Below are 17,691 nucleotides of genomic sequence, written 5' to 3'. Positions count from 1 at the left end.
ATTTCGTTCCTCAAATCTATCTCAAGCAGTCAGTGGGACAATCCAGAAGCAGGCTCAGTAGGAGAGTTCAGACCCCATCACGGACTAAACTCAAATGGCCAAAGCCCCTGACACTTATATGCCAGAAGCTGCAGACCGAGATGATCGGCCCTGCCGCCTGGAAGCCCAATGGCGCCCAAACCCGATCCCGCCCGACAGTATGACGCCGGCACAGCGGCGTAACGAATTGTGCGCCATTCTGGCTTTGGGCCTGGCACGCCTGCACAGGCGCAATTTCCCCGAACTATATGACGAAAAAGAAGGTTTTCCGCTACACTTCACCTCCGAACAGAGCGGTAGTGCGGCTCCAACTCACTGGAGAAACGCACAATGAAACACGACCCCGTGCTGGCTCGATTGGCCGCCATCAAAGCGGCCACAATCGGCGATCTCAAGAAACAATGGCGAGATATCTACGCTAGCGAACCGCCGCCATTTAACAGGCGCTATCTGGAAAGCCGACTGGCCTATCGCGTCCAAGAGCTCGCTTATGGCGGCCTGAAACCTGAGACGGTGAAACGGCTTCAAGACCTTGGCGAGCAACTGGATGGCGGCAACGTCGCCGTCCGTAGTATTCGAGCTGACCTGAAACCAATCGCAGGCACGCGTCTGGTCCGTGAATGGCAGGGCGTCGAGCACACTGTGACGGTCACGCTCAATGGCTTTGAGTGGCAAGGTCGTCCTTACCAGTCACTTTCGGCCATTGCCCGCGCCATAACCGGCTCACGCTGGAACGGCTGGGTCTTCTTCGGCCTCAAGAACAAGCGGAGGGCAGCATGAGCAGCGAGATCACCCGCAAGCTTCGCTGCGCGATCTATACGCGCAAATCGTCCGAAGAGGGTCTCGAACAAGAGTTCAACTCGCTCGACGCCCAGCGTGAGGCCTGTGAGGCCTATATTGCCAGCCAGCGATCCGAAGGCTGGGTCCAGGTGCGCGATCAGTATGACGATGGCGGCATCTCTGGCGGCACTCTCGACCGCCCAGCGATCCAGCGCCTTCTCTCCGACATTGAGGACGGGCTGGTCGACGTGGTCGTGGTCTACAAGATCGACCGCCTGTCACGCTCACTGATGGACTTCGCCAAGCTGGTCGAGGTGTTCGAGCGCAACAACGTGACGTTTGTATCGGTCACCCAGTCGTTCAATACGACGACCAGCATGGGCCGCCTCACGCTCAACGTTCTTCTGTCCTTCGCTCAATTTGAGCGCGAGGTCACCGCCGAGCGCATCCGCGACAAGTTCCGCGCTAGCCGCGCTAAGGGCATGTACATGGGCGGGGTGCCGCCGCTTGGCTATGACGTGAAAGCTCGCAAGCTTGTGATCAACAAGTCTGGCGCCGCCAAGATCCAATACATCTTCGAGCGGTTCCGGGAGATTGGCTCGGGCACGCATCTGCTGCGGGAGCTCGCGGAGCGAGGGATCACGACCCGCCACGGCAAACGCATCACCAAGGGGTTCCTGTATCGCGTGCTCAACAACCGAATCTACATCGGCGACGTGGTCCACAAAGGGAACCGGTACCCCGGCGAGCATGAGGCAATCATCAGCACCGAGCTCTGGGATGCCGTTCATTCTATCCTGAAGGAGAGCCCTCGGGTTCGAGGCGGACGCACGCGCGCTAACACGCCCGCCATGCTGAAGGGGCTAATCTGGGGGCAAGATGGAGCGGCATTCTCTCCGACGCACACACTGAAGAACGGAAAGCTCTACCGCTACTATATTAGCCAGACCTTGCTTCGGAACGGTGCGGGAGCGTGTGATGTCGGCAGGGTTCCGGCTGCGGAGGTCGAAGCCGCCGTTGTCGATCAACTGCGGGCAGCATTCCGTCAGCCTGAAGTCATCATTGGCGCTTGGAAGATGGCCACGCGGAGCACACCGACGTTGACCGAGGCCCAAGCGAGACAGGCTCTGAGAGATCTGGACCCGATGTGGGATGAGCTATTTCCCGCCGAGCAGGCCCGGATTGTTCAAATCATCGTCGATAAAGTCATAGTCGGCAGCGAAGGCCTTGATGTCCGGCTTCGTACCGAGGGCATTGGTGCCCTGGCCCGAGAGTTGTGTGCACCCGCCCTGGAGGCGGCTGCATGAAGGCGACCCAAGAACCCAAAATTGTCTCCGTCTTCGTACCATTCAAACTGACCAAGCGCGGCGGACGCAAGGAAATGATCCTTCCCCCAGCTTCGGAGCTGAAACGGCCTCGGCCTGACAACACCGTGCTCAAGGCTCTGGCACGAGCATTCCGCTGGAAGCGGATGCTTGAGGAGGGCTCATATGCCTCGATCACTGAACTCGCAGAGAAGGAAAAGATCGGGATGAGCTATCTCACGCGCGTGATGCGCATGACCCTGCTTGCCCCCGACATCATCGATGCGATCCTTGAGGGGCGCCAAGGGGACGGGATTGATCTGACCGTTCTAGCCGCCCCATTCCCCTTAGAATGGGGAGCTCAGCGGCGGCATTTTTCGTCGGAACCGATGGGCAGCTGAAAGGGATCAGTCCGCGCTTGCCTGCCCAGGTGAATCTCAACTAGAAATGTCATGCACACTTTTTGGAAGGTTCCGAAAAGTGATTCGGGGGTGTCCGTGGACGACAGCAAGCCAAGTTTACGATGGGGAGTGGAGCAGAAGCTCCAATTCATCGAATTTCGCTTGTTCTGGGAAGGGCACGTCAACCGCAGTGATCTGATCGACAAATTCGGAGTGTCGCCCAACCAAGCCTCAGGCGATCTCAACCGTTACATTGCCCTCGCTCCAGACAACATGGTCTATGACAAGAGTGGTAAAACCTATGTCCGTTCTCCTGCGTTCAAGCCTCTGTTTCTGAAGCTCGATGCCACCCAATACCTTTCTCAGGTCCGTTCGATTGCAGAAGGGGTAATTACTCCTGAGGACGCATGGATCGGCAACCTATCGTCCTTCGACTCCACGCCCGCACCGGCGCGGGGGGTTGACCCTGTCGTACTGCGATCGATCGTCATCGCCATCAGGCGGCATGAGGCGATCGAAGTTCTGTACCAGTCAATGTCAGCGCCAGATCCAGAGTGGCGATGGATAGCGCCTCATGCATTAGCGTTCGATGGCTTTCGCTGGCATGCCCGATCCTTCTGCGAGAAGAGCGGTGAGTACCGCGATTTCGTAATCTCTCGGATCCTTGAGACGCGTCAAACACGAGCCGCCAAGCAGCAGGCAATATCAGACGCGGCTTGGGATGAGGTTGTGGAGCTTGAGGTCGGACCTCATCCAGATCTCAGCGCTAACCAGAAGAGGGTGATTGAGCTGGATTATGGGATGGAAAATGGGAGCGTGACGATCCCGGTCCGCAGAGCGCTGCTCTACTATGCGCTAAAGCGGCTGGGGCTCGATACCGACCCTTCAGCCCGAAAACCGCAGGATCAGCAGATTATTCTACTTAATGCGAATTCAGTACAAGGGTTGATGGTATGAGTTACAAAACAAAATCGTCACTCTCATCAGTCTTGAAACTCAGAATCCTGGTAGGTTTTCTGGGCGAGCGATCTCAGTTTGGATGGTGGCCTACGTCATTTTATGAAGCATCCGGCCGACTGTTCCTTGAACCGATTTTTTCAAAATCGCAGGGCCTCGCCCAATATCACGGAGTTACTGAAGCCGCACGTCGTCTGCACGATGAGCACCTAAGCGTCGGTACATACCATCTCTTCCGCCTACCGGAGGAAATTGAGCAAGATCTTCATGACTTAATGCAAGAGGATGGTGACGCGCTATCACCTGCAACCCTTTATGGAGACGCGGAAAATGCGCTGAGCGTCTTAGAAAGCATGTCGGGAGCAATGCCAAAGGCGGGTGTTGGTCCTGTATCGACAGGAAACATTGCGGATCTCAATGATCATCTTGGTGACCTGGCGGCGGTTTACAGCGCATCGTTCAAGTCAAACACTCAATCTTTCCCCTACCTGGTGAGGTGATCGTGACAGAGGGGCCCCTTTACACAACCCAACTGCAGGCCGGCCTTGGCCTGGTTGACGAGACCAAAGAGCTTTTAGATCTCTGGGTGGCAGGCATGACCGCCTCTCAGTTGCATCAACTTGCACTGACTTCAGGGCGCTTCCCCAATGTCACCGCTCGGCGTCTGCGAAATATTGTTTCAGAGTGCTTTGCCCCACGTTACCTTATTTCGAATGGCGCTCCTGCACAGTGTTTGAAGCAGCTGTCCGGTAGCATTCCAGCGGCGGATTTAGCCCAAATCATGCTGATTTATACGGCTCGCGCGAACCCAATTTTGGGAGATTTCATACGCACTGTGTTTTGGCCTCGGTATGCAGGAGGATATGCAGACATCACCAACGACGATGCCAGAGCCTTTGTGGAACGAGCGATTGATGATGGCAAAACAAGCATACGTTGGTCAGAATCAACCGTCAGACGCATATCAGCCTATCTCACAGGTTGTTGTGCCGACTATGGCTTGCTCTCCGGAGGCTCGCGCTCGGCACGCCGCATCCACCCATTGAGAATCTCATCGGTCGCATCTGCATACCTGGCCTATGACCTGCATCTCGCAGGCGTTGGCGATAATGCCCTTTTATCACATCCTGACTGGCAGTTGTTCGGGCTGGCTAAAGATGATGTGCTCGATGAGCTTAAAAGGCTGTCCCTGAAAGGGCACCTCATTGTCCAGGTTGCAGGCGATGTTGTCCGCATAAGCTGGAAACAATCAAACATGCAGGAGCTTTGCGATGTCCTCACTCAGGGCTGACTTTGACGAGTTGCGTGAGCGCATTCGCCATGGCCGCGAGCTCGGTCATGCCAGCTTCGAGCCGATCTACTATCTGATTTTTTCTCCAGACCATATCCTTGAGGTAAAGCGTCAAACGCCTGCCTGGGTGGCGAAGCTGCACCAAGAAGGCTGGGACGTTCATTGCTTTTCGGTAGCAGAGCAAATCTGGGACTTGCTGCAAAAGGACCCCTTCTGGGAGCTTTGCGTGACGCAGGATAAAGCTTCACCTCTCGATTGGGAGCGAACGAATAAATCCTTAGCTGGCCTAATCACGGCCAGCGGAGGGCTCCTCAAGCGGCTGGAAGATGAGCTCCTGTCTCTCGAAGGCAAGTCGAACGCTCTGCTGCTCGTTACAGACTTAGAGGCGCTCCATCCATTTCTGCGGATTGGAGCTATCGAGAGCCAGCTTCAAGGGCAATTTCACGTACCGACGGTGTTTCTGTATCCTGGCGTAAGGACAGGCAAAACCCGGCTAAAATTCCTCGGCTTTTATCCCGAGGATGGAAACTATCGTTCCGTCCATGTCGGCGGTTGAGAAGCTGAGAACAGGCAAAGGGACTAAGCGGTGAACATTCGCGAATTGTTTGATCCATCTAAGGATATTTTCAGGACGATCGAAAAGGTCATCACTTATGGTGCTGCCCAAGAGGACCGGCTGAAAGCCGAAATTTCCGAATATGTTGTGACGGAAAGCATCGAGGAGCAATTCCGCAAGCTACTAGATCGGATGCAACTCGCAATGGAGGCCGGCGGTGAGAACGAAGTCGGTGTTTGGGTCTCCGGCTTTTATGGCTCGGGCAAAAGCTCGTTCACCAAGTACCTGGGCCTCGCATTCGATGACCAGTGCACCATCGACGGAACACCCTTTCTCAAGCATCTGCAGGATCGGCTGCATAAACCCCAAACGAAGGCCCTCCTCAGCACCGTCGCGCAGCGATTCCCAGCGGCGGTGGTTTTGCTCGACCTAGCCAGCGACATGTTAGCTGGTGCCACCATGGAAGAGGTATCCACGGTTCTCTATTTCAAAGTCCTGCAGTGGGCTGGGTACTCACAAAACCTCAAGGTCGCTGCTCTCGAGCGGATGATCGAGAAGGACGGCCGCACGGATGAGTTGCACCAGCGGATCGCAGAGGCTTTACCTGGCGCAACTTGGAGCCGTGTGCAAAACATGCCGTTGGCAATCGACGGACTGGTCCCGAAGATTGCTCATGAGATGTACCCGAACCACTTTCCAGATGCCAAGTCATTCTCGTCGAACACGGATGGGTTCTTCCAATTTGAGGGTCAGCGCGTCGAGGAGATGATAGACATCGTCCGCGAAAAGAGCGGAAAAGAAAATATCATTTTTATTGTCGACGAAGTTGGTCAGTACGTGGCCTCGCGCGACAACCTGATCCTCAACCTGGACGGCCTGGCGAAGAACCTGAAACGCCTCGGAGATGGCAAGGTTTGGATCATCTCTACTGCCCAGCAAACACTGACCGAAGATGACCCGCGAGCCACACTCAACTCAGACAAACTCTACAAGCTCAAGGATCGTTTCCCGATCCAAATTGATCTTGAGTCAAGCGATATCAAGGAAATCTGCTATCGACGGCTGCTTAGCAAATCGCCCTCAGGCGAGGACACTCTCGGAAAACTCTTTGATACTTATGGGCAGGCACTTAGGCATAATACGAAGCTGCAAGACGCAAAATACTACAGTGCCGACTTCAGCCGTGAAACCTTCATAAACCTCTATCCATTCCTACCGGCACATTTTGATATCCTTCTGCACCTACTTGGGGCGCTTGCTAAATCGACAGGGGGCATCGGGCTGCGTTCGGCCATCAAAGTGGTTCAGGATGTTCTCAAGGGGGAGGACGGGGTTACCGCTATGGCTGACCAGCCTGTTGGCTGGCTAGCGACGACGGTTACGCTCTACAACGAGCTCGAAAAGGATATTAGACGCGCATTCCCCTCGATCCACCAGGCGGTAGGCAAAGTCCTGGTTCGGTTCCCAGATACTCAGCGACATCAGGATGTCGCGAAAACCATTGCAGTGCTCCAGATACTTAGCAATCTCCCCATCACGGTGGAGAATGTTGCGAGCTTGATGCAGTCCTCGATCACCGCAACTTCGGAACTTGATAAGGTGCGGAACGCCGTTGATGAAATGCTCAAGGATGTCCTCGTGCCGCTCGGGGAAAAGGACGGGTATCTCGTATTCTTGAGCGAGAAGCTTCGTGACATTGAACAGGAACGTGGAGGCCTGGCATTACGTTCAGTCGATGTTCGACGCGCATTCAACGATGCCCTGCGAGATACATTCGACCCTTTGCCAAGGACAAACCTGCACGGCACATTGGCGGTCGCTTCGGGGCTCAAGATCCAATCTGGTGGAGCTGCCACGAGCTTGGCCGGTGAGCAGAACCCAATTCAAATGATAGTCGAGCTGGCCACCGGCTCAGACCATGATGCCGCTCGCAACCGGATGCTTGATGATTCCCGGAGCCGCACGGGTAAGAACGTCATTGGGCTCCTCGCCCGCAGCAACCCCGATCTCGACGATTTCGCGAATGAAATCTACCGCAGTCAAAGGATCGCAGAGCTTCATCGCAACGAACCTGATCAGGAAATCAGGGACTATTGCGCGGCTCAACTCGATAGAGCCGCCAAGCTCGCCGCCGAGCTGAAAAGCAAGATCAAGCAAACGCTGCAGGGCGGCTCCTTCATCTTTAGGGGGCAGGCCACGGCGGTCTCAACTTTCAACGTTGATCTCCTCGAAGCTTCAAAGAAGCTTTTGGCCGACGTGGCAGGGCAAGTCTTCGATCGCTATGCCGAAGCGCCCGAGAGAGTCGCGACTGATACTGCTGAAAAATTTCTCAAGGTAGCTAACCCGACGGCTATAAGTAGCAGCCTGGATCCACTCGGGCTCGTGCAGTCCGCTGGTGGGCGCGCAGGCTTCCGGACTGATCACAAGGCTATGATCAGCATTCGCGACTACATTGATAAAAGCGGTGTAGTCGATGGAAAGCGGTTGCTGGACCACTTCAGCAGCGATCCCTTTGGTTGGTCACCAGACACGACCCGCTACATACTAGCAGCAATGCTAATGGCCGGCGAGATAAAGCTCAAGGTTTCAGGGAGAGAGGTTACCGCAGCAGGGCAGCAAGCAATTGATGCCCTGAAAACCAATAACTCCTTCAAGCCGATCGGTGTGTCACTCAGAGAAGAGCGTCCTTCCAACGAAACCCTTGGTCGAGCTGCAGAGCGCTTGACCGAGCTTGTCGGTGACATTGTCATTCCCCTTGAGCAGGAAATCAGCAGAGCTGCGGCGAAGTATTTTCCAAGGTTTCAGAACGACTATGGGTCATTGTCAGAGAAGTTGAGTGGGTTAGGCCTCGCCGGCAGCGAACGCGTTCGGACCATGAACCAAGACATAGCCGACGTTCTTTTCACCGATGCTTCGGATGCGCCTCAGCGCCTTGGGGCAGAAGAGTCCGCAATATACGAAAATTTGAAGTGGGCGCTTGAGGTCAAGCGGGCGCTTGATAACGGTCTCGACATCACGGTACGCGAGCTTCAAGCCCACCGCCGCGATATTGAAGACCTTCCCAGCACCGGTGCACCTGGTGGGCTTCGCAAGGAGCTTAATGATGATCTGACGATGCTGAACGAGCGGCTCCAGAAGGATGACTTTTTCAAGCATGCCGCTGATCTCAATTCGCTCCTCACGCATGTCAAAGCTCGTGTGCGAGAAGCCGTTAGCTCCCTCTCCGATCAACAGAAGGTGCGCCTAAAGGATGGGGCGGAAGACCTTCAGCGGCTGCCCCAATGGGCAGGCCTAACGCAAGAAGAGCGCAGCAACACGCTTGCACAGTTAGAGGCGCTGGGCCTTTCCGCGGCGGAGGATCTGGCTGGACTGAGGAAGCTTTTGGCCAGAGATTACGAGATCAGCACGACGGTGGAAGAGCTGAAGCGCTCAATCATCCGCCAATATGAGGAACGCCGCCTCCAAGATATTAAAGGGGAAACAGAGACGGGCGGAGTTCGAGAACCCAGAACGATGTCTCGCTCTGTTCCGGTGCCGAGCAAGATAACATCTCCTGCCCAATTGGATGCGCTGATTGCAGCCCTAAGTGATCTCAAAATGCAAATCGCTCTGTATGATGACCTCGATGTGTCATTCACGCTAAGCGGGGATGTCTGACGATGGCGTTCGATCAGGCCACACGTAACAGACTGCAGCGCTTCGTCACTGACACGCGCCGAATTTTGGAAGAGGAGTTCACTCGCCAACTGCAGAACGATTACGGGATGGACCCGGCTTCGGGGAACGTCACCCCGATCGAGAACCTCCGGCACATTAACGATCAGCAACGCGAAACTGCGCGCATCATGCGCTATACCTTGGCTCACTATTGCGCCAGTCCGGGCACCGATGCTCGATCCGGCCTGGACCGCATTGTGCGCGAGCAGGCCTTTACCGTGCTCAATCGCCTGGCCGCACTTCGGATGGCCGAGGCGCGCGGCCTGCTGATTGAATCCGTGGGTGATGGTTTTCAGGCTAAAGGCTTCCAGCTTTACGCCAGGCTAGCAGGGGCTGGCCTTGGCGAAACAGGCGACGCCTATCGGGTCTATCTGCAGAGCGTCTTCGACGAACTTTCCCGAGATTTGCCTGGCCTGTTTGACCGATACTCACCACAGGGCCGCTTATTCCCGCGTGAGGCAGCGCTGATGCAGGTGCTGGGTCAGATCAACCACGGTGAGATTGATCCGCTGTGGGCCGAGGATGAGACCATCGGCTGGATTTATCAGTACTTCAATTCCAAGGAAGAGCGCAAAGCGATGCGCGATGCCTCCCAGGCGCCGCGCAACAGCCGCGAACTGGCAGTCCGAAACCAGTTCTTCACGCCGCGCTATGTGGTGGAATTCCTGGTTGACAACACGCTGGGCAGGCTCTGGTTTAACTGGACGGGTGGGCAAACCGCACTGCGAGACCGCTGCCAATATCTGCTGGTAAAGCCGGACGAGCAGCCCGAGATGGCTGAGCGGCTGCGTGACCCTCGCACGATCAAGCTGATCGATCCCGCCTGTGGGTCGATGCATTTCGGGCTCTATGCCTTCGACTTGTTTCAGGAGATCTATCGCGAGACTTGGGATTGGGAGCAGGCCCATGGTCCAGATGGACTCGACCGGGAAACCGGCGGCAGTCCTGATCTGAAGTCGCTCGCTGACACTTACGCCGACCACGATGCTTTTCTGCGCGACGTGCCGAGGCTGATCATTGAGCACAACATCTACGGCGTCGATATCGATCCACGCGCGGCGCAGATCGCCTCACTGGCGCTGTGGCTGCGGGCACAGCGGGCCTGGCATGACGCGGGCGTGAAGGCGAAGGACCGGCCGCAAGTGGGCCAGGGCCAAGTTGTAGCCGCTGTCGCGCCACCGGCCGAAGTGGACTTGCGCAAACGGTTCATGGCGGAACTTGATCCCCTGGATGCGGAGCTTTTCGAACAGACGCTGTTCATGCTCAAGGGCTTGCCTGAACTTGGAGTGCTGCTTGAGGTCGAAAAGGAGCTGCCGGCACTGATCCGCAAGGTCTTTGGCGAGCATGGAAACTTGTTCCGCACCGAAGACATGGCGCAGTGGCAGAAGGCCGAGGAGCGGCTTCGTGAAGCATTGACAGATTATGCACGTGCGGCGCGATCCACCTATCAGGGGCGGCTGTTCGCCGAGGATGCGTTGCAGGGGCTGAGGATGATCGACCACTGCCGAGAGGTGTTTGATGTGGTCGTTATGAATCCTCCGTTTGGCGAGCTAGCGATAAGCACTAAGGCCGCCTTAGCAAAGGCGTTTCCGCGAAGTAAGAATGACCTCCTTGCCGTCTTCGTTGAACGCGGGCTGGAGCTAATGCGAAAGGGCGCAAAAATCGGTGCGATTACTTCGCGAACTTGCTTCTTCCTCTCGAGTTTCCAGAAGTGGCGCGAAGAAATTGTCTTGGGTGTTGCACGCCCCGTGGTTGTTGCTGATTTGGGTCTAGGCGTCATGGATGACGCCATGGTCGAAGCCGCCGCCTATGTCCTGGAGAAGCAATGATGACTGAATTTTTTCGCCTCCTGGCTGATGAAGAGAAGTCGAGTGCCCTTCTTTCAGTTTGCTTTTCGCTTAAGTCTGGCGCTGACGACAATCGAGCGTTTAATGTGGATACCGACTCATTCCGTGCCGTTCCAGGAACCCCGTTTGCTTACTGGGTAAGCGACCAAGTTCGCAGTACGTTTGAGAACTTTCAGCCTTTTGAGCGCGATGGTCGAGTAGTGAGGCAGGGCCTTGCAACTGCAGATGATTTCCGTTTCGTCAGAGCTTGGTGGGAAGTATCGGCAAACAATGACAAGTGGCCAGGCTTTGCAAAGGGAGGAAAGTTCTCGCCGTTCTACGCGGATGTCTTTCTTGTTGTGAATTGGGGAGCGGAGGGAGCCGAGATCAAAAATAATCTGAATGAAAGGGGGGGATCAGGTCAAACGTATGGATGCTGGCTGACACCGCAGATAAATACTTTAGGAAGCCAGGGCTCACTTGGCCATCACGAGCAAAAAAATTCGCCCCGCAGGCGCTTGCCAGCAACTGCCTTTTTTCGCAGAGAGGTTACCTCGCATACTTTCCTGATGGTGACCAAATCGTGTCCCTGGCGTTGTTCAATAGCACCGCTTTTGACTATATATTTAAGATAACACTGGGGCGCTTTGGTTATCCAGAGTTCTTAGTGGGCATATTGAAGAAGATGCCTCTAGCTTTGCCCGACAGTTCTGCCGCTCAGCGGCTGGAGCGCCTTGCACGGACGGGATGGTCCAATAAGCGCGCGCTCGACACCATCGAGGAAACGTCGCACGCCTTTTGTTTACCGTCTGCCATTCGGGTGCGCCTTGGAGATTACGATCCTTCACTTATCGAAGCCAAACTTGACGAAATTCAGATTGAGATCGACGAGATTGCTTTCGACCTCTACGGGTTCAGCGTCCAGGATCGGCTTGCCGCGCTAGGACCAATCGGTTCAGCGGATGATGGTTCAGATGATAAATCTGAGGTTACAGACGATAGCGAAGACGATGATGCGCCTGAGGTGATTGATCAGACCGATGGCCTGCTTAGCTGGGCCGTCGGCGTTGCGTGCGGTCGCTTCGATTGGCGCCTTGCGACAGGCGAGCGCGAAGCTCCACCCGAGCCGGACCCATTCGATCCGCTCCCCGCCAAAAGCCCCGGCATGCTGCCTGATGGCGCTGCACCGTTCCATGCACACATTGGCATCCTGGTGGACGACCAAGGGCACCCACATGATCTGCCACGGCTGATCGAAGAAGTCCTTACCGGCGTCGAGGCCGAGGTTCCCAGGGAAGTCCGCCGCTGGCTGCAGCGCGACTTCTTCCCCCTGCACCTGAAGCAGTACAGCAAGAGCCGCCGCAAGGCCCCGATCTATTGGCCGCTATCAACCAGTTCGGGCAGCTACACGCTATGGCTCTATTACCCGAGCATATCCAGCCAAACACTCTACAGTGCCGTCAACGACTTTGTGGAACCGAAGCTGAAGCAGGTTAATCGTGAAGCGGACGCGCTACGCAACAAGGGTGCCGCCCGCTCACGCGACGACGAAAAGTCGCTTGAGACGCTTCAGGCGCTTGAGCTGGAACTGATCGAGCTGCGCGACACTCTGCTGCAGATCGCGCCGGCCTACCGCCCGAACCATAACGACGGCGTCCAAATTACCGCCGCCCCGCTATGGCAGCTGTTCCACCACAAGCCGTGGCAGAGGATCCTGAAGGACACCTGGGCCAAGCTGGAAAAGGGAGAATACGATTGGGCGCGCCTGGCAATGGCGTATTGGCCAGACCGGGTTCGTGAAAAGTGCAAGAGCGACAAGTCATTAGCCATCGCGCACGACCTGGAGGTGCTTTACATTGAGCCTGAACCAAGATCGCCAAAGTCTGGTAAGCTTAAAAAGGGCGCAGAATGAGCATTACCGCTTTCATCAGGGACGATGTTCTAAAGCCGCGTCTGTCGAGTGCCGGTTGCCTGGTCGTTTACGACCCCGCCCGGCGTTATCAGCAAATTTGCGCTGGCATGGCTGACGATCGTACTCGCTTCGTCGACGCATCCGACAGTAGCATCGAAAGTCGCTTGGCCGCCATTCTGGCATTGCGCGAGATCGGGCGGCCGCAAAGATCTTTTGATGAGGTTTTGGTCTATGTTCCAACAAAGCCTCCGCTGACGGATGAGGAAAAGCAAGTAGATCCTTTCGCTATTTATGCGGAGGGCGGAGCTGTTTTCCCGCATGATGATGGTGATGACTATCTGAGCCTTTGCCTTCGCGCCAAACCGGATCACGCTACCGAAGTGCGTCGTGTGTTCGCGGGTACGGCTGCTGGCCCTGCCTTTTCGGTAATCGATGCGATCGGCGGCGGCGCGAGCTGGCCTCAATTGCGCTCCGTGCTGAAAGTCGACTCTGCGAGGGAAATTCTGACCGCTTTGTTAGCGCCAACCAGCTCGCAGAACGAAGCATTAAAGGCTCAGGATGGTTGGTCCGATGAAGCACGAGAATTTGTCCAATCGACACTAGGCATGTCGGTCAAAACGCGTGGCAAGACATGGACTTCGCTTGCTGACGAGCTTTGGCGTTTCGTTCTGTTCAGCGAATTCGTTTTCGACCTTCCCGGCGTCCTGCCGGAATCTCTTAAAGGCGTTCCTCATGCATCGCCTGAGGCGAGGCCTGTTATAGAAGATGTCTGCAACAGGCTCCGAGGCGATGCTAACATCCGGAATACTTACATCGAGCGCGCAGAAACCATCGAGACGGAGCTAGACCTTCCCGCGCAATGCAGCATGATCGATGACCTTGGTGAGCGCGACACGTTTCCATTCGAGGAGCGAACGTTCCTCGATGCCGCGATCAATGGCATCACTGCCAACGATACCGATGCAACCCGAAGGATGCTGGCCCGAAACAAGAATTCTGTATGGTTGGGAAAGGGCGAAAGCCTAGCTCAGTGGGAGCTTATACGTGCAGGCCTGAGCCTCATTGAAGCTTGCGATGACTTCGAGCGTCAGCTTCCAGATCACGCTCGTTCACAGTCAGACCTCTTGGATTTTTATTTGGGGAGTTTGCGCGAAGCGGACCGGTTGCAGCGAGAATTTGAACAGGCCGTCGGAGACTTCCTTGACACACATGGGTTGATGGAAGTTGTTATTGATCAGGCACGAGGGCGTTATCGCCGACTCGCCGAAAAAGTGCAAAACGTCTTCGTCAAGCACGTTGAAACCGCTGGATGGCCGCCACAGGGGCGCTTGTCGAACGCTGACGTCTTCGACCGCCTCTTAGCTGACCGTCTAAAGGAAAGCGGGCGCCGTGTAGCATATCTTATGATCGACGCCTTGCGATATGAACTGGGCGTGGCGCTCGAAAAAATGCTTTCTGAGGATGGTCCGGTTGAGTTGCAAGCTGCTTACGCTCAACTGCCCTCGATTACACTCGTGGGCATGGCCAGTCTTTTGCCAGGAGCCCGAGCCGACTTATCCCTGGCTCTCGAAGCTGACGCGATGGTCCCGAAGCTGGGTGACGTTCGCGTAGGCAATGTCGCCCAGCGCATGGATGTGCTCAGAAAGAGGTTTGGCGACCGTTTTCAAGAGATGCCGCTTAACGAATTTGTCCGCGGCAGGCCCAGAATTTCTGAGACGACGGATCTTCTCGTTTTACGGTCCACGGAGATTGACAGTCAGCTCGAGAGCAATCCGGAGACCACTCTGGGGCTTATCCCTTCAACGTTAAAAACGATTAGGGTCGCCCTCCACAAGCTTCGAGGAATGGGCTTCAAAGAGGCAGTCATAGTTACCGATCATGGGTTTTTCCTGAATGCCCAGGCAGGAGCAGGCGATGTCTCCATGAAGCCACAAGGTAACTGGGTCATAAACGCCCATGACCGCTTGATGCTGGGGGATGGAAACGCAGACGCTCATAATGCTGTTGTTGCTGCTGAAAAACTTGGGATCAGGGGTGACTTCTCTCAGGTTGCTATGCCCCGCAGTATGGCGCCCTATCGATCGGGGCATCTCTACTTCCATGGGGGAGCCTCGCTCGCCGAAGCTGTCGTTCCTGTCCTGCTGATGCGCCTTGATGACGATGATCAGATAGCTTCAGGCAAGGTGACAGTCGAGATTTCATATAAGAACGGAGCAAAGCGGATCACAACGCGCGTACCTGTGATCGATATTAAATTAACGTCCGACGATATGTTCTCTCAAGACACTATGATGGAAGTGCTGATTGAAGCTCAGGATATTAAAGGCAATGTGATCGGGGAGCCGAGGCCAGGCGGTGACCTAAATCCTGCCACGCGGACGCTTTCTTTAATGCCGGGGCAGAGCAAGCAGATCGCTTTGAGGATGGATGCTGACTTCGAAGGAAAGTTCACCGTCAAAGCGCTCAATCCCACAACGCTGGCTAGCTTCTGCGCCATCACCTTGGAAACGGACTACACGGTATGAGCCAATTGGATGAACTCGACAGGCAGCTGATTGCCGCATTTGACGGTAAGGTTGTCCGAAAGGATCTTCTGCATCGGATCAAAAAAGGGACCAACGTTCCTACGTTCGTGTTGGAATTCCTCCTCGCCCGTTTCTGCGCCAGTGACGACCAGGCGGAGATTGATGCCGGCATGGAAGCCGTCCTTGCGACACTGCAAGATAATTATGTCAGACCTGATGAGGCCAATGCCGCGCAGTCCAAAGTGGCGACAAAAGGGAAGCACCGGTTTATTGATAAGGTCCATGTCCGGTTTGTAGAAAAGGAGAAGCGACATTGGGCTTCTCTCGAGAACTTCAATTCTCAACGGATAGCAGTTGGCGAGAAGTTCTACAGAGACAACGACCGCCTTCTGGAGGGCGGTATTTGGGCTGAAGTGACTCTAGCCCATAACGAAGTTGATGAGGATAACTACGCATTCTACATAGAAGATCTGCGTCCAATTCAGCTTTCGAGGTTCGACTTCGAGCAATACGCTGAAGGTCGGAAGTCCTTCTCGCGGGATCAATGGTTGGATGCGATTATGCGGTCTGTGGGTCTTGAGCCATCCAAGCTCTCGCAGCGAGTGAAGTTCCACTTCGTCGCCCGCCTAGCATCACTTGTGGAACCCAATTATAATTACATTGAACTTGGCCCGCGAGGCACTGGGAAGTCATATTTCTTCAGTGAATTCTCGCCTTATGCCACTTTGATATCTGGCGGACAGGCGACCAAGGCCACGCTTTTTTACAACAACGCGCGTCGGAAAGTTGGCCTGGTAGGATATTGGGATACAGTCGCATTTGACGAGGTTGGCGGCATCAAGGTTCGCGATCCAGACACCATTCAAATCATGAAAGACTTCATGGCGAATGGTCGCTTCTCGAGGGGAGCAGAGGTGATTGCAGATGCGAGCTTGAGCTTTGTCGGCAACATCGACCTTTCCGTCTCTCAGGTGGTCCACTCGACAGAGTATGATCTGTTTCAGCCCCTGCCTCCAGAGCTGGATTTGGCAGTCATGGATCGCTTTGCGGCATATATCCCGGGTTGGGAGATGCCGAAAAACAGTAGTGAGTTTCTGACCTCGAGATATGGCTTCATCACTGATTATCTCGCTGAGGCTTTTCATTATCAGTTTAAGCACACCAACCGTTATGAGGAAGTCAGCCGCCAAATTCGGCTAGGCAAGGACATTGAGGGTCGGGACGAGAAAGGGATCAAGAAAACCGTCGCAGCGTTTCTGAAAATCCTTCACCCTGATGGCGCCGCTAGTGAGCAAGATTTCGCAGAATATGTCGAATATGCCGTCGAGTGCCGCCGCCGTGTCAAGGAGCAGATGAACAAGCGGAAGCCGGACGACGAATTCGCTCGGATCAACCTCTCCTATGTGACCGCCGACGGCACGGAGGTCGTTGTTTTTTGCCCTGAGTCGAAAGATGCATTGGCCACCCAGCAGCCGGCTCGACGGCAGCTGGATAAGGGCAATGTGGCAATTACCACACCGAGCGGCGACGAGCCTATTAGGGCTCACGACGCTCCTCCCTTACAGCCTATCTCTGCATCGTCAGATGAAAGTGCGCCCCCACGGCCGGACCAATCGATCAACCGGCTTAAGGAGCAGCACTTCACTATTCTCTATGGTGATAGTGGCCATAGCTATGAGACGATCATGGGGCCATACCTGCAAGGAGCGAAGGAGGTCACAATCGAAGACCCCTACATCCGGATGCAGCATCAGATCCAAAATTTCGTTAGATTTTGTGAGACTTGCCTGAAACCTGGATCGATCAAGACCATCAACTTGATCAGCAGTTATGATGACAGCACTCAGCTGGCAGACATTTCCGAGAAGCTCGAGGATCTGAAACAGAGCCTGATCGAGGCCGACGTTGTTCTCAACATTTCCCTGAACCCCAACCTACATGACCGAGAGATCAGGATCGATAATGGATGGCATATCAAAATCGGGCGGGGTCTCGACTTTTATCAAAAGCCCAGCAGCTGGTTTGAAGTAGGCGCAAACGACCTCACGTTGCGTAAGTGCCTCGAAACCAAGGTTGACATCTTTCACGTGGCTTGAAACTCATTCTGGGAGGTTCGGTATCAAGAAATCTGACCCAGTGGTTGGTGATGAGCAACATCCGCGCTGATGTCACTCATCACCAACTCCAAAAGGATCAAGCCAGAAAAATATCTAGTTTCCTGTCCTTATCATCATCCACTAAATGCGGTTCAGTCGAGAGCCTTGGAGAATATCGGGCCCAAGAGAGCAAAAATGCCCCCGCGCCGCAGATGCACGGTGGGGAGGTTGCTACCTATAACCCTTGAAATACACGAGATTTTTTGCGCCAAACCCAAGGAATAGAA

At 55.0% G+C, this 17,691-nt stretch carries 13 protein-coding genes; all 13 read left to right on the top strand.

Features of this window, described 5'->3' with window-relative positions; genetic code table 11:
- Positions 1-369 precede the first annotated feature (369 nt).
- The 13 genes from BG023_RS14405 (at position 370) to brxL (ending at position 17,404) form a co-directional block, all read left to right on the top strand.
- Positions 370-819 carry a DUF2924 domain-containing protein gene (locus tag BG023_RS14405; protein WP_083234545.1) on the top strand — a complete coding sequence of 150 codons (450 nt, stop codon included), beginning with the start codon at positions 370-372 and terminating at the stop codon, positions 817-819.
- Positions 816-2,126, top strand: a complete 1,311-nt coding sequence (locus BG023_RS04935) for a recombinase family protein (RefSeq protein ID WP_069309467.1) — start codon at positions 816-818, stop codon at positions 2,124-2,126. Before BG023_RS14405 ends, BG023_RS04935 begins: the two co-directional genes overlap by 4 nt.
- A complete protein-coding gene (locus BG023_RS04930; protein WP_069309466.1) occupies positions 2,123-2,524 on the top strand; it encodes a hypothetical protein in 402 nt (133 codons plus the stop codon). The genes BG023_RS04935 and BG023_RS04930 overlap by 4 nt, the downstream gene beginning before the upstream one ends.
- Before the next feature lie 96 nt (positions 2,525-2,620).
- Positions 2,621-3,481, top strand: coding sequence for a WYL domain-containing protein (locus tag BG023_RS04925; RefSeq protein ID WP_069311139.1), 861 nt, complete (start codon positions 2,621-2,623; stop codon positions 3,479-3,481).
- On the top strand, positions 3,478-3,981 hold the full coding sequence (locus BG023_RS14400) for a BrxE family protein (RefSeq protein ID WP_083234543.1): 504 nt from the start codon (positions 3,478-3,480) through the stop codon (positions 3,979-3,981). The genes BG023_RS04925 and BG023_RS14400 overlap by 4 nt, the downstream gene beginning before the upstream one ends.
- Positions 3,978-4,772 carry a BrxA family protein gene (locus BG023_RS14395; RefSeq protein WP_083234542.1) on the top strand — a complete coding sequence of 265 codons (795 nt, stop codon included), beginning with the start codon at positions 3,978-3,980 and terminating at the stop codon, positions 4,770-4,772. The genes BG023_RS14400 and BG023_RS14395 overlap by 4 nt, the downstream gene beginning before the upstream one ends.
- Positions 4,753-5,328 carry a BREX protein BrxB domain-containing protein gene (locus BG023_RS04920; RefSeq protein WP_069309465.1) on the top strand — a complete coding sequence of 192 codons (576 nt, stop codon included), beginning with the start codon at positions 4,753-4,755 and terminating at the stop codon, positions 5,326-5,328. The genes BG023_RS14395 and BG023_RS04920 overlap by 20 nt, the downstream gene beginning before the upstream one ends.
- Before the next feature lie 30 nt (positions 5,329-5,358).
- Entirely contained in the window at positions 5,359-8,985 is a 3,627-nt protein-coding gene (gene brxC / locus BG023_RS04915) for a BREX system P-loop protein BrxC (RefSeq protein ID WP_069309464.1), read from the top strand.
- A 2-nt stretch (positions 8,986-8,987) separates the two neighbouring features.
- Positions 8,988-10,874 (top strand): Eco57I restriction-modification methylase domain-containing protein, encoded by a 1,887-nt coding sequence (locus BG023_RS04910; RefSeq protein WP_069309463.1) that lies wholly within the window; start codon positions 8,988-8,990, stop codon positions 10,872-10,874.
- A complete protein-coding gene (locus BG023_RS14940; RefSeq protein ID WP_199797157.1) occupies positions 10,871-11,506 on the top strand; it encodes a hypothetical protein in 636 nt (211 codons plus the stop codon). The genes BG023_RS04910 and BG023_RS14940 overlap by 4 nt, the downstream gene beginning before the upstream one ends.
- Complete coding sequence (locus tag BG023_RS14390; protein ID WP_199797156.1) at positions 11,455-12,783, top strand: hypothetical protein; 1,329 nt, start codon at positions 11,455-11,457, stop codon at positions 12,781-12,783. Before BG023_RS14940 ends, BG023_RS14390 begins: the two co-directional genes overlap by 52 nt.
- Complete coding sequence (locus BG023_RS04900) at positions 12,780-15,308, top strand: PglZ domain-containing protein (RefSeq protein ID WP_069309461.1); 2,529 nt, start codon at positions 12,780-12,782, stop codon at positions 15,306-15,308. The genes BG023_RS14390 and BG023_RS04900 overlap by 4 nt, the downstream gene beginning before the upstream one ends.
- On the top strand, positions 15,305-17,404 hold the full coding sequence (gene brxL, locus BG023_RS04895; RefSeq protein WP_199797155.1) for a BREX system Lon protease-like protein BrxL: 2,100 nt from the start codon (positions 15,305-15,307) through the stop codon (positions 17,402-17,404). Before BG023_RS04900 ends, brxL begins: the two co-directional genes overlap by 4 nt.
- Positions 17,405-17,691: the final 287 nt, after the last annotated feature.

It is taken from the genome of Porphyrobacter sp. LM 6 (assembly GCF_001720465.1).
In the GTDB taxonomy this organism is placed as follows: domain Bacteria; phylum Pseudomonadota; class Alphaproteobacteria; order Sphingomonadales; family Sphingomonadaceae; genus Erythrobacter.
The sequence above is the reverse complement of the archived record's forward strand: the minus strand, read 5'-3'. Positions and strand labels throughout refer to the sequence as shown.

Bases quoted from the DNA above. Each gene is read 5' to 3' on its own strand.
- BG023_RS04910 (WP_069309463.1), top strand. From the start codon at position 8,988: ATGGCGTTCGATCAGGCCACACGTAACAGACTGCAGCGCTTCGTCACT.
- BG023_RS04930 (WP_069309466.1), top strand. From the start codon at position 2,123: ATGAAGGCGACCCAAGAACCCAAAATTGTCTCCGTCTTCGTACCATTC.
- BG023_RS14405 (WP_083234545.1), top strand. From the start codon at position 370: ATGAAACACGACCCCGTGCTGGCTCGATTGGCCGCCATCAAAGCGGCC.
- BG023_RS04935 (WP_069309467.1), top strand. From the start codon at position 816: ATGAGCAGCGAGATCACCCGCAAGCTTCGCTGCGCGATCTATACGCGC.
- BG023_RS14940 (WP_199797157.1), top strand. From the start codon at position 10,871: ATGATGACTGAATTTTTTCGCCTCCTGGCTGATGAAGAGAAGTCGAGT.
- brxL (WP_199797155.1), top strand. From the start codon at position 15,305: ATGAGCCAATTGGATGAACTCGACAGGCAGCTGATTGCCGCATTTGAC.
- BG023_RS04920 (WP_069309465.1), top strand. From the start codon at position 4,753: ATGTCCTCACTCAGGGCTGACTTTGACGAGTTGCGTGAGCGCATTCGC.
- BG023_RS14400 (WP_083234543.1), top strand. From the start codon at position 3,478: ATGAGTTACAAAACAAAATCGTCACTCTCATCAGTCTTGAAACTCAGA.
- BG023_RS04900 (WP_069309461.1), top strand. From the start codon at position 12,780: ATGAGCATTACCGCTTTCATCAGGGACGATGTTCTAAAGCCGCGTCTG.